Origin of the sequence: Streptomyces doebereineriae (assembly GCF_031845645.1) — a bacterium.
Lineage (GTDB): Bacteria > Actinomycetota > Actinomycetes > Streptomycetales > Streptomycetaceae > Streptomyces > Streptomyces canus.
In genome coordinates, this window is record NZ_JAVREZ010000031.1 from 22,661 (window position 1) to 35,126 (window position 12,466).

Annotated in this window: 9 protein-coding genes; 7 read left to right on the forward strand and 2 right to left on the reverse strand. The window is 70.8% G+C overall.

Annotation, left to right across the window (positions count from 1 at the left end):
* The first annotated feature begins 17 nt into the window (after nt 1-17).
* The 3 genes from cofD to RNB18_RS47305 all read left to right on the forward strand — a co-directional run bounded on the left by cofD (nt 18) and on the right by RNB18_RS47305 (nt 3,746).
* Nucleotides 18-977, forward strand: coding sequence for a 2-phospho-L-lactate transferase (cofD, locus tag RNB18_RS47295; protein WP_311720371.1), 960 nt, complete (start codon nt 18-20; stop codon nt 975-977).
* Between the two features lie 323 nt (nt 978-1,300).
* Nucleotides 1,301-2,602, forward strand: coding sequence for a coenzyme F420-0:L-glutamate ligase (locus RNB18_RS47300; protein ID WP_311720426.1), 1,302 nt, complete (start codon nt 1,301-1,303; stop codon nt 2,600-2,602).
* A gap of 121 nt (nt 2,603-2,723) precedes the next feature.
* Nucleotides 2,724-3,746 (forward strand): DNA-3-methyladenine glycosylase family protein, encoded by a 1,023-nt coding sequence (locus RNB18_RS47305; protein ID WP_311720372.1) that lies wholly within the window; start codon nt 2,724-2,726, stop codon nt 3,744-3,746.
* A 154-nt stretch (nt 3,747-3,900) separates the two neighbouring features.
* Here the strand turns inward: RNB18_RS47305 and RNB18_RS47310 are convergent, their stop codons facing one another.
* Nucleotides 3,901-4,983: a mannose-1-phosphate guanylyltransferase gene (locus tag RNB18_RS47310; RefSeq protein ID WP_311720373.1), complete on the reverse strand. Its 1,083-nt coding sequence runs from the start codon at nt 4,981-4,983 to the stop codon at nt 3,901-3,903.
* Between the two features lie 162 nt (nt 4,984-5,145).
* The gene (locus RNB18_RS47315) at nt 5,146-6,612 is read right to left on the reverse strand and encodes a peptidoglycan recognition protein family protein (RefSeq protein WP_311720374.1); all 1,467 of its coding nucleotides are present in this window, start codon (nt 6,610-6,612) and stop codon (nt 5,146-5,148) included.
* Between the two features lie 129 nt (nt 6,613-6,741).
* Between RNB18_RS47315 and RNB18_RS47320 the strand changes: the two genes are divergently transcribed.
* The 4 genes from RNB18_RS47320 to RNB18_RS47335 all read left to right on the forward strand — a co-directional run bounded on the left by RNB18_RS47320 (nt 6,742) and on the right by RNB18_RS47335 (nt 12,363).
* The gene (locus RNB18_RS47320) at nt 6,742-7,476 is read left to right on the forward strand and encodes a TIGR03089 family protein (protein ID WP_311720375.1); all 735 of its coding nucleotides are present in this window, start codon (nt 6,742-6,744) and stop codon (nt 7,474-7,476) included.
* A gap of 122 nt (nt 7,477-7,598) precedes the next feature.
* Nucleotides 7,599-8,780 carry an LCP family protein gene (locus RNB18_RS47325; RefSeq protein WP_311720427.1) on the forward strand — a complete coding sequence of 394 codons (1,182 nt, stop codon included), beginning with the start codon at nt 7,599-7,601 and terminating at the stop codon, nt 8,778-8,780.
* Nucleotides 8,781-8,933: 153 nt separating this feature from the next.
* Complete coding sequence (locus RNB18_RS47330; protein WP_311720376.1) at nt 8,934-10,676, forward strand: LCP family protein; 1,743 nt, start codon at nt 8,934-8,936, stop codon at nt 10,674-10,676.
* Between the two features lie 85 nt (nt 10,677-10,761).
* On the forward strand, nt 10,762-12,363 hold the full coding sequence (locus tag RNB18_RS47335; RefSeq protein WP_311720377.1) for an LCP family protein: 1,602 nt from the start codon (nt 10,762-10,764) through the stop codon (nt 12,361-12,363).
* Nucleotides 12,364-12,466: the final 103 nt, after the last annotated feature.

Consider the following 12,466-nt stretch of genomic DNA (forward strand, 5'->3'; position numbering starts at 1 on the left):
CTGTAAGACTTGCTCCCATGCGCATTGTGGTTCTGGCAGGCGGCATCGGCGGTGCCCGGTTCCTGCGCGGTCTGAAGCAGGCCGCGCCGGACGCGGACATCACGGTCATCGGTAACACCGGGGACGACATCCACCTCTTCGGGCTGAAGGTCTGCCCGGACCTCGACACGGTGATGTACACGCTCGGCGGCGGTATCAACGAGGAGCAGGGCTGGGGGCGGGCCGACGAGACCTTCCACCTCAAGGAGGAGCTCGCGGCGTACGGCGTCGGACCCGAGTGGTTCGGGCTCGGGGACCGGGACTTCGCCACGCACATCGTGCGGACGCAGATGATCGGCGCGGGGTATCCGCTGAGCGCGGTGACCGAGGCGCTGTGCGACCGGTGGAAGCCGGGGGTGCGGCTGATCCCGATGACCGACGACCGGGTCGAGACGCATGTGGCCGTGGAGGTCGACGGCGAGCGCAAGGCCGTTCACTTCCAGGAGTACTGGGTGCGGCTGCGGGCGTCCGTTCCGGCCCACGCGGTCGTGCCGGTGGGCGCGGAGCAGGCCAAGGCGGCGCCGGGGGTGCTGGAGGCGATCGCGGAGGCGGACGTCGTGCTGTTCCCGCCGTCCAACCCGGTGGTGTCCGTCGGCACGATCCTCGCCGTGCCCGGCATCCGCGAGGCGATCGCCGAGGCCGGGGTACCGGTGGTGGGTCTGTCCCCCATCGTCGGGGACGCGCCCGTGCGCGGCATGGCCGACAAGGTGCTGGCGGCGGTCGGCGTCGAGTCCACGGCCGCGGCGGTCGCCGAGCACTACGGCTCGGGGCTGCTGGACGGCTGGCTCGTCGACACCGTGGACGCCGGAGCGGTCGAGCGGATCGAGTCGGCCGGCATCCGCTGCCGGGCCGTACCCCTGATGATGACCGACCTGGACGCGACCACACGGATGGCCCAGGAGGCGCTGGAGCTGGCGGAGGAGGTGCGCGGAGCTTGAGCGGCGAGGTGGCGGGTGAGGCACGGGGCCCTGCGGAAGCACCGGGAGCGGTGGCCGGGAGCCGGGGCGGCGCGCATGCTGCCGACGGCGGGCCGGTGAACGACGGCGCTGCCGCGAGCGGCGGGCCCGGGGGTGCGGGGGGCGCGGTGACTGGGTCCGGTCGTGGGTCGGCGGGCAGCTCGGCGGATGGGTCGGGTCATGGGATGGCGGGCAGCACGGCGAACCCGCCCAGCCACGAGACGGCAGACGGCACCACCACCCCGCCCGGCCACGAGACGGCAGACGGCCCGGCGAACCCGCCCGGCCACGAGTCCGTGAAGGGCATGGCGGGGGGCGGTTTCCGGGTGTGGGCCGTCTCCGGGATGCCCGAGGTCGCGCGGGGGGACGACCTCGCCAAGTTGATCGCCGCCGCCGAGCCGGGGCTCGTCGACGGGGACGTGCTGCTCGTCACCTCGAAGATCGTGTCCAAGGCGGAGGGGCGCGTCGTCGAGGCGAGCGACCGGGAGGCCGCGATCGATGCCGAGACCGTACGGGTCGTGGCGCGGCGCGGGGCGCTCAGGATCGTCGAGAACCGGCAGGGGCTCGTGATGGCCGCCGCCGGGGTCGACGCCTCCAACACCCCTTCGGGGACCGTGCTGTTGCTGCCCGAGGACCCCGACGCGTCGGCGCGGGCGATCCGGGACGGGCTGCGGGACGCCCTCGGGGTCGACGTCGGGATCGTCGTCACCGACACCTTCGGGCGGCCCTGGCGCGCCGGGCTGACCGATGTCGCGATCGGGGCCGCCGGGGTGCGGGTGCTGGACGATCTGCGGGGCGGCACGGACGCGTACGGCAATCCGCTCAGCGCGACCGTCGTGGCGACGGCCGACGAACTGGCCGCCGCCGGTGATCTCGTCAAGGGCAAGGCCGCCGGTCTCCCCGTCGCCGTCGTGCGCGGGCTGGCGCACGTCGTGGCCGAGGAGCACGGGGAGGGGGCGCGGGCCATGGTGCGTCACGCGCGCGACGACATGTTCCGGCTGGGGACCTCGGAGGCCGTCCGGGAAGCGGTCACCCAGCGCCGTACCGTACGGGCCTTCACGGACGAGCCCGTCGACCCCGGAGCCGTACGACGGGCCGTCGCCGCGGCCGTCACCGCGCCGGCGCCGCATCACACGACGCCGTGGCGGTTCGTGCTGCTGGAGTCCGAGGCCTCGCGGACCGGGCTGCTGGACGCCATGCGGGACGCCTGGATCGCCGATCTGCGGCGGGACGGCAAGTCCGAGGAGTCCATAGCCAAACGGGTGCGGCGCGGGGACGTGCTGCGGAACGCGCCGTATCTCGTCGTGCCGTGTCTGGTGATGGACGGGTCGCACACGTACGGCGATGTACGGCGGGACGCGGCCGAGCGGGAGATGTTCGTCGTCGCGGCGGGGGCCGGGGTGCAGAACTTCCTCGTCGCGCTGGCCGGGGAGCGGCTGGGGTCGGCGTGGGTGTCGTCCACCATGTTCTGCCGCGATGTGGTGCGGGAGGTGCTGGGGCTGCCGGAGGACTGGGATCCGATGGGGGCCGTCGCGGTGGGGCATCCGGCGGAGGAGCCCCGGCCCCGGCCGGACCGGGATGCGGGGAGCTTCATCGAGGTGCGGTGATGTGCGCCGGTTTCGTCGGGGTGCGGTGGTGGGCCTCGGCTTGCGCCTAGTCTCGTAGGGCTTCTCCCGGTTCCTCTCGTATCCCAGGCCCCGGTTCCTCTCGTACCTCAGGACTTCATTCGTGGCAGGACGTTTCGCTCCCCGGCCCACGCGTACGACCGTGCGCGGTGGGGAGGTCGTCGTGCCCGCCGCGCGGCGGGAGGCGCCGCGGGTGGAGGCGCCGCGGGTGGAGGCGCCGCTGGTGCGGAAGTGGGCGCCGGGGTGGCCCGTCGATCTCGGGCTGGTGCTCGGGGCGCTCAGGCGGGGGCCCGGGGACCCCACGTTCCGGGCTCTTCCGGACGGGTCCGTGTGGCGGGCCAGTCGTACGCCTGTCGGTCCCGGGACCCTGCGGGTCTGCGTGTACGGCGGTGAGGTGCGCGGCGAGGCGTGGGGGCCCGGGGGTGAGTGGCTGCTCTCGCGGTTGCCGGAGCTGCTCGGGGCCGCGGACGATCCTTCTGTCTTCGTGCCCCGGCATCGGGTGGTGGCTCATTCCTGGCATCGGCGGCCGGGGCTGCGGCTGACGCGGACCGGGCTGGTGCTGGAGTCGTTGATTCCTTCCGTGCTGGAGCAGAAGGTCACCACCGATGAGGCGTATCGGGCGTGGCGGTTGCTGGTGCGGAAGTTCGGGGAGCCGGCGCCGGGGCCCGCGGCGGGTGGGCGGCTGTGGGTGATGCCGTCTCCCCGCACGTGGGCGTTGATTCCGTCGTGGGAGTGGCATCGGGCCGGGGTGGACAACAAGCGGGCCTCGACGATCCTGCGGGCCGTACGGGTGGCGGCGCGGCTGGAGGAGGCGGTGGGGATGTCTCCGGCGGCCGCGCAGGCTCGGCTGGAGGTGGTGCCGGGGGTGGGGCCGTGGACGTCCGCGGAGGTGGTGCAGCGAAGTCATGGGGCGGCGGATGCGGTGACCGTGGGGGATCTGCATCTGCCGGGGATCGTGGGGTTCGCGCTGGCGGGGGATCGGGATGCGGATGATGCGGCGATGTTGGCGCTGCTGGAGCCGTATGCGGGGCAGCGGCATCGGGCGGCTCGGTTGATCCTGTTGAGTGGGCGGGTTCCGGGGCGGCGGGCGCCGCGGATGACTCGGGGGGACATCGGGCGGTTGTGACGGTGCGGCGGGTGGGGGGTGGCGTCGCGGTTTTCGCCCCCGCCGCCCCTGCCCGTCCCCTCTCCAGGGGCTGCCGCCCCTTCGACCCCGCACAGGGGGCTCCGCCCCCTGTGTCCTCAAACGCCGGACGGGCTGACTCGGCCGGAACCTCTCCTCACTGGTCCGACGAGAAGCGGACCGCTCCCGCGGGGATCTTCGCGTCGCACCAGACTCGCGCGCCGTGGCGCAGTTCGTTGTCGGCGCCGATGATCGCGCCGTCGCCGATGACCGTGCCGGTGAGGACCGAGCGTTCGCCCACGCGGGCCCTGGTGCCGATCAGGGAGTCGGTGATGACGGCACCTGGTTCGACCACCGCGCCCGGAAGGATCGTCGAGCCGGAGACCCTGGCACCTTCCGCGATGTACGCGCCCTCGCCGACCACCGTGCCGTCGGTCAGTTTCGCGTCCGGGGCGACCCTGGCCGTGGGGAGTATCAGGCGGTCGCCGCAGCGGCCCGGGACCGCGGGGGACGGGGCCCGGCCGAGGACCAGGTCGGCCGAGCCGCGGACGAAGGCGGCTGGGGTGCCGAGGTCCAGCCAGTACGTCGAGTCGACCATGCCCTGGAGGTGGGCTCCGGCCGACAGGAGTTCGGGGAAGGTCTCGCGTTCCACGGAGACCGGGCGGCCCCGCGGGATCGTGTCGATGACCGAGCGGCGGAAGACGTACGCTCCCGCGTTGATCTGGTCGGTGACGATCTCCTCCGGGGTCTGGGGCTTCTCCAGGAACGCCAGGACCCGGCCCGTCTCGTCCGTGGGGACCAGTCCGTAGGCCCGCGGGTCCGTCACCTTCGTGAGATGCAGGGAGACGTCCGCGCCCGTCGTCTCGTGCGTGCGCACCAGCGCCCTGATGTCCAGGCCCGTCAGGATGTCGCCGTTGAAGACCAGGACCGGCTCGTCGGGGGCGGAGTGCAGACGGTCGGCCACGTTGCGGATCGCGCCGCCGGTGCCGAGGGGCTCCACCTCGGTGACGTACTCGAGGTGAAGCCCCAGGGAGGAGCCGTCGCCGAAGTGCGGTTCGAAGACCTCCGCGAGGTAGCTCGTCGCGAGGACGATGTGGTCGACGCCCGCCGCTCTCGCTCTGGCCAGCTGGTGGGTGAGGAAGGGGACGCCCGCCGCGCGGACCATGGGCTTCGGGGTGTGGACCGTGAGGGGTCGCAGTCTCGTGCCCTTGCCGCCGACCAGGAGGATCGCTTCTGTCACCTGTCGTCTCCGCTTCCTGCCGGGACCGGCCCGAACTGTCTTTCGACCGGCCAGTGTATGCAGACCGTTGTGCGGCACCTTCGGCGGCCGTGCGGCATCCGCGCCTGCCCCCCGACGGCGGTGAAACGGGTGGTACGAACTCCCCTCGGTCCTCAGCGACCGTCACCGACCTTGGAGACGGGCGGCTGTCGTACGGGTGGATCCGAGTTTGCGGTAGAGCTTCCGTCCGGGGCACTCCGTGGCGAAGCCGTCCCGGTGGCCGGAGATCACGTTCAGTCGTACCTTCTTACCCTTCGGATAGCGGTTGCCACCGCCCGACTTCAGATACGTCTTCCCCTTCGGGTTTGCGCCGTACAGGCCGAGCTTCCACGCGGCGAGCCGTGCGACGGCAGTCGTCGCGGCGGCGGGCGGCTTCTTGGAGCCGTAGCTGCCGACGACGGCGATCCCCATGCTGTTGGTGTTGAACCCGAGGGTGTGGGCGCCGAGGACCGCCTTCGCGACGCCGCCCGCCCGGCCCTCGTAGATGTTTCCGCACTTGTCGACGAGGAAGTTGTAGCCGATGTCACGCCAGCCCATGCTCTTGACGTGGTAGCGGTAGATACCGCGAATGAGCGAGGGCACCTGCGTACAGCGGTACCCGTTGCCGGACGCCGTGTGGTGCACGAAGGCCGCCTTGACCTTCTTCGTGTAGACGAACCTCCGCTCGCGCAGCCCCTCGTCGGCGCCCCAGCCGCGCCGGGTGACGATGCGCGGGCGCGCTCCGATGTACGGCTTCGCCCGCTGCCGCTCCGTCAACTCCCCCGCGCGCAGGGCGAACAGCTCCTGTTCGGTCTGCTGCCGGTCCAGCGCCGGGATCTCGATGGCGCCGGGAGCGGCCAGTCCGGCGTTGGCGGCGGACGCGTCCATCGCGGCGGGGTCTTCGGGCGGTTCGGCGGTGGGAGCGGACGTGTCCATCGTGGCGGGATCCTCGGCCGGTTCAGGGGTGGGGGCGGAGCGCGCGACGGCGCGGTGGGGGGCGCCTGCCGCCGCGGCTTCCCGCCGGGTGGACGCCGGTGCACTCTCCCCCGGGTCCACCAGTTCCAGACGCAGCCCCGCCGGGAGCGGAGCGGTCGTGGTCACCGTACGGGAGCCGCGGGCCATGCCCTCGGCCCTGTGGTCGGCTTCGGCCCGGACCCTCACCTCCACGCCGTCCGAGTCGCCCACCCACAGCGGTGCCGTGGCGCCGTGGACGCGGCCGGAGATGCGCTCGGCCGTGCCGGGGTCGGCGATGTCGTCGTTGTGGGCCTCCAGGTCCTGCCAGCCGGACCAGGTGCCGGTGCCGGCCGCACGGGTGCGGATCTGGACGCGGCCGTGCAGCTCGGTGTCGGGGTCGTCCCAGATCACGCCTGCGAGGGAGAAATGCCGAACGTCCCGGCGGGGCAGGCCCTGTTCGTCGGCCGGGGCGAGGGTGAAGTCGCGGGAGGCGAGGGGCGCGAGGGGCAGCGACTGGGTGCTGCCCGGGGCTTCCGCGCCCGCCGGTCTCTCGGCCGCCGGGGACACCGGTCTCGCCGCGACCGCGGGCGAGGTGAGGGACAGGGCGAGGGCGGCCGCACAGGTGACGCCGACCGAGGAAGCAAGTAGTCCACGCATGCTCCCGATCCTGGACATAGTCATATAAATCTGTCCATCGGGAAACTGACGGACCGTCGGGTTCTGTTGCGCCGAACCGGTGGCCCCACGCTGGGGTGTCCGGCCGCGTGCCCGCGTACCCTTCTGCGGATGAACGCCACCGATCGCACCCCTGCCGACCTGCTGCGTTCCGCGCTCGCCGCGGATCCCGGACGCCCCCTGGTGACCTTCTACGACGACGCCACGGGCGAACGTGTCGAATTGTCCGTGGCCACCTTCGCCAATTGGGTGGCCAAGACCTCGAACCTCCTCCAGGGCGACCTCGCCGCGGCGCCCGGTGACCGGGTGACGCTGTTGCTGCCCGCGCACTGGCAGACGGCGGTGTGGTTGCTGGCCTGCGCGTCGGTGGGGGTGGTCGCGGATGTCGGCGGAGATCCGGCCGCGGCCGACGTGGTCGTGAGCGGGCCGGACACACTGGAGGCGGCGCGGGCGTGTTCCGGAGAGCGGGTCGCGTTGGCCCTGCGGCCGCTGGGCGGGCGCTTTCCGCAGACGCCGGACGGCTTCGTGGACTATGCCGTGGAGGTGCCGGGACAGGGGGACCGGTTTGTTCCGTTCGCTCCGGTGGACCCGGATGAGCCCGCGTTGATCGTGGCGGGGCGGGAGTTCAGCGCGGCGGAGGTCGTCGAGCGGGCTCGGGCCGAGGGGACGGGGGACCGCGTGTTGTCGGGGTTGCCGTACGACACATGGGACGGGTTGAACGCCGGGTTGTACGGGGCGCTCGCCACCGGGGGGTCCGTGGTGCTGTGCCGTCATCTGGAGCGGTTGGGCGAGGAGGGGCTGGCCAAGCGGATCGAGAGTGAGCGGGTCACGGCCGTTCGTCGCTGACCGGGCGGTCGCACGCCGGGGGCAGTCACCCGAGTGGAGCAGTACCGGCCGCCCTCGGGAACCGGTCCGCGTCATGGTCGTAAGTACAGATCCGTACGCCATGAGGGGTGGGCCGACTCGTGATGGACAGCGCTCGCGCCCTCGGACCCGGCCTTGGGGCGTCGGCCGGCGGTGAAGGGCTCATACGCCGCCGGCGGCGGCGGTGGCTGCGCGGTGCCGGGCTCGCCGTCGCCGTGGCCGTGGCCGCCACCGCCGGTGCCGCATGGGCCCTCTACGCCAAGCTCGACGGGAACATCACCCCGGACGACGCGGCCGCCGCCGAGCTCGCCCGGTACGAGAAGGAGCGGCCCACCTCGCTCGTCAAGGACGCGCAGAACATTCTGCTGATCGGGTCCGACTCACGGTCGGGGGACGAGAACGCGCGGTACGGGCGGGACTCGGGGACCGAGCGGTCGGACACCACGATCCTGTTGCATCTGTCCGCCGGACGGCGCACCGCGACGGCCGTGTCGCTGCCGCGGGACCTGATGGTGGAGGTGCCGGCCTGTCTGGGGTCGGACGGGACCCGCGGTGAGCCCGCGTTCACGATGTTCAACAGCGCCTTCCAGAAGGGCGGTTCGGCCTGCACGATCCGCACCGTCGAGAAACTCACGAACATTCGCGTGGACCATCACATGGTCGTCGACTTCCACGGGTTCAAGGACATGGTGGACGCCGTCGACGGAGTGACGGTCTGTCTCGACGAACCGATCAACGACAAGGCGGCCAAGCTGCGGCTTCCGGCGGGGCGGGTGACGCTGGACGGCGAGGAGGCGCTCGGCTATGTGCGGGCCCGCAAGTCCCTCGGCGACGGCAGCGACACCGAGCGGATGGACCGTCAGCAGCGTTTTCTCGGGGCCCTCGTCCACAAGGTGCAGAGCAATGACGTACTGCTGAATCCGGTGAAGCTCTATCCCGTGCTGGACGCGGCGACTTCCTCGCTCACCACCGACCCCGATCTGGCGAGTCTGCGCGGGCTGTACGAACTCGTGCGCGGCTTGCGTCACATCCCTACGGAGCGTGTGCAATTCCTTACCGTGCCGCGGGAGCCGTACGTCGGCGACGCCAATCGTGATCAACTCGCGGAACCCGAGGCCCGGCGACTTTTCGAACGGTTGCGCAAGGATGCGCCGGTGAAGGTGACGGAGAAAGCCCCGAAGTTTTCAGAACATTCTCATGACGAAGAACCCTATGGAGAATCTGAGAACGAGAGCGCGGCGCCCACCTTCCGCGGCAACACGGCCGCCGAGGACAGCTGCGGGTAAAGCGTTTCCCAAGGCGGTGAACCGGTGTCCGAGCAAATGGGCGGATTGCCCAGTTGTAGGGGCGTGGAATTTGTCACCGTCGTAACCTGTCGGCGAATCGGACGGCTAGTGTGAGCGCTCCGGTGCATCCGGCCGACGGAGGATTCAGCAACCGTGGACGCACAAGGCCGTGGGCAGGCGGGCGACATCGACCCCGCAGACCAGTGGGTACTCAACCCGCACACCGGTGAATACGAACTGCGACTGACCCCTTCCGCAGCGCAGTCGGGTATTCCCGGTCCCCGTAGAGCCGCGCCCTCCCCGAACAGGGCGGGCGCAGCCGCCGGTCGTACGGCCAGTCCCGTGGCGCCGGGCCGTACGGTGCCACCTCCGCGCAGGCGGGGTGCACCGCCTCAGGAGCCGCTGCCGGGGCGCCGTGGGCGCCGGCCGGTCAAGAAGAAGTCGACGGCGAAGAAGGCCGTGCTGTGGACCGGCGGCACGATGGCGTTCGTGCTGGTCGCGGCGGCGGGCGGCGGCTATCTCTACATCCGGCACCTGAACGGCAACATCACCTCCGTCTCCGACGACGGCGCGAGCACCGGTGGCTTCCAGACCGACAAGGCGATCAACATCCTGCTGATCGGCACCGACAAGCGCACCGGCGCGGGCAACGGGAGCTACGGCGACAAGGACAGCGTCGGGCACGCGGACACCACGATCCTGCTGCACGTCTCGAAGGACCGTACGAACGCGACCGCGCTGAGCATCCCGCGCGACCTGATCGTGGACGTCCCCGACTGCGAGACCACGCAGTCGGACGGCACCACCAAGGTCATCCCCGGCACGGACGACGTCCGCTTCAACACGAGCCTGGGCCAGGACGAACGCACCGCCAGCTGCACCGTGCGGACCGTCACCGAGCTCACCGGGATCCAGGCCGACAACTTCATGGTGGCCGACTTCAACGCGGTCAAGACGCTGACCACGGCGGTCGGCGGGGTCGAGGTCTGTCTGGCCAAGGACATCGACGACGAGGACTCGAAGCTCAAGCTGTCGAAGGGCACCCACACCATCTCGGGCGAGCAGGCTCTCGCCTTCGTGCGCACCCGGCACTCGGTCGGCTTCGGCGGTGACCTGAGCCGGATCGGGCTGCAGCAGCAGTTCCTGAGCGCGCTGATGCGCAAGCTGAAGTCGAACGACACGCTCACCAACCCGACGAAGATGATCAAGTTGGCGGAGGCGGGCACGAAGGCGCTGACCGTCGACTCCAACCTCGACAGCATCGGCAAGCTGAAGGACCTCGGTCTGGAGCTGGGCAAGCTGAACGTGAAGAACCTGACGTTCACCACGGTGCCGGTCGTCGACAACCCGACGGAGAAGGTGAAGGCGACGGTCGTTCTCAACGACGCGACGGCTCCCACCGTCTTCGACATGATCAAGAACGACGTGTCCTTCACCGAGGTCAAGAAGAAGGCCAGCGCGTCCAAGAGCGCCGAGGCGGCCAAGGAGGCGGCCCGGCTCAAGGGCACCAAGTCGGCCGCGTCCGAGGTGCGGGTGCGCATCCTCAACGGCGGTGCGGCGGCGGGCAGCGCGCAGGCCGAGCTGGAGTACCTGCAGAACGAAGAGGGCGTACTGAAGTCGGAGAACGCGGGCAACGCGGATGCGGCGCTGAGCAAAACCACGCTGGAGTACGCCCCCGACCAGGCCGACCAGGCACGCAGGCTCGCGGCCATCCTGGGTCTGTCCGGGGCCCAGCTGAAGCCCGGCAAGAGCGTCACCAACTCCCAGGGCCTGCCCACCATGACCCTCACCCTCGGCAAGGACTTCAAGGGCGCCGGGGTGTCCTTCACCACGGCGACGAAGGCACCCGAGGGGGTGCAGCAGTCCACGGCCGACAAGGTCGAGTGCGCCAAGTGAGGTGACCTAAGGGGCCTGTCGTGCGTCTAACCAGACGTACGGCAGGTCTTTTCGTTCGTTCTGCGTGAGGGTGGGGAGACAGGGGATGGGGCACAGCAGTGTGCACGAGGAGGGGGCGCGGCCGGATGTACGGCCCGCAAAGGCGCCCGGTCCGGACAGACCCGGGCGGCACGGGCGGCGGCGGGCCAGGGCCCAGCGCAAGCACCGGGTGCTCAGATGGTCGGCGACCACGCTCGCCGTGCTGATACTTGGCACCGCTGGTGCGGGATACCTCTACTACCAGCATCTGAACGGCAACATCCGCAAGGGAGAGCGCAGCAGCGGTGACTCCAAGGCGCAGAAGGCCGAGGCCAACGCGGCCGGGCAGACGCCGTTGAACATCCTGCTGATCGGCTCGGACAGCCGTAACTCCGACGAGAACGTGAAGCTCGGCGGCAGCAGGGACAACCGCGGCAACCCGCCGCTGGGCGATGTGCAGATGCTCATCCACCTGTCCGCCGACCGCAAGAGCGCCGCGATGGTGACCATCCCGCGCGACACCCGGGTCGACATCCCCAAGTGCACGGACCCGGACACCGGGAAGACGTACCCGCCGATCACCGAGATCATCAACTACTCCCTGGCGCGCGGCGGCGCCGGCTGCACGCTCGCCACCTGGCAGAACCTCACCGGGGTCTACATCGACCACTGGATGACGATCGACTTCTCTGGTGTGGTGAGGATGGCGGACGCCATCGGCGGTGTCTCCGTCTGCGTGAAGCAGAACGTGTGGGACCACCCGACGGCCCAGGTGCCCGGCGGCTCCGGGCTGAAGCTGACGGCGGGGAGGCACAAGGTCCAGGGCAAGGAGGCCCTGCAGTGGCTGCGGACCCGGCACGCCTGGGGCAGCGACCTGATGCGGGCCAGGGCCCAGCACATGTATCTGAACTCGATGATCCGGACGCTGAAGGGGCAGAACGTCTTCACCGACACCCCGCGGCTGATGGGCCTCGCCGAGGCGGCCACGAAGTCCCTCAAGGTGTCCGAGGAGATCGGCTCGGTCAAGGAGCTCTACGACCTGGGCATGCAGCTCAAGTCGGTGCCGCCGGACCGCATCACCTCGGTGACGATGCCGAACGTCCAGGACCCGAAGAACAAGGAACACGTCGTACCCGACGGCGCGAACGCCGACAAGCTCTGGGAGATGCTCCGCGACGACGTGTCCCTCGACAAGAAGGGCAGGGCCTCGAAGGGGAAGAAGACCGTCGCGGCCACCAAAGCCCCGTCCGCGCCGGACGCCGAGATCGGCGTGCTCGTGCAGAACGCGACGGCGACCTCCACCCTCGCCCCGGTGGGCGGACGCGCCGGCACGATCGCCGAGGAGCTCGTGCGGAAAGGTTTCTCGCAGGCGTCCAAGGACGCGACGGCGGGCCTCTCCGAGGACCGCACGGTCGTGCGCTACCCGAGCGCCGACCTGGAGGGGGACGCCCAGCGCATCGCCAAGTCCCTGGGAATCCCCATGAGTTCGGTGAAGAAGTCGACCGATGTCTCCGGGGTCACCCTCGTCGTGGGCGCCGACTGGCGTACCGGGACGGCGTATCCGAAGCAGTCCGAGGCCAAGGCCGGTGACCTGCCGGGCAACTCGGACGCCATCAACGGCTCGGACACCGGTCAGTGCATGGACGTGTACTCGGTCTACCAGTGGTAGGCGAACGGGACGGCCGGGGGCCGAACGGAGGGGTCCGGGCGTACGTACATACTTACAGAATCAGCACAGGAACAACTCACGTCGCTCAAGGCCCAACCGGGCG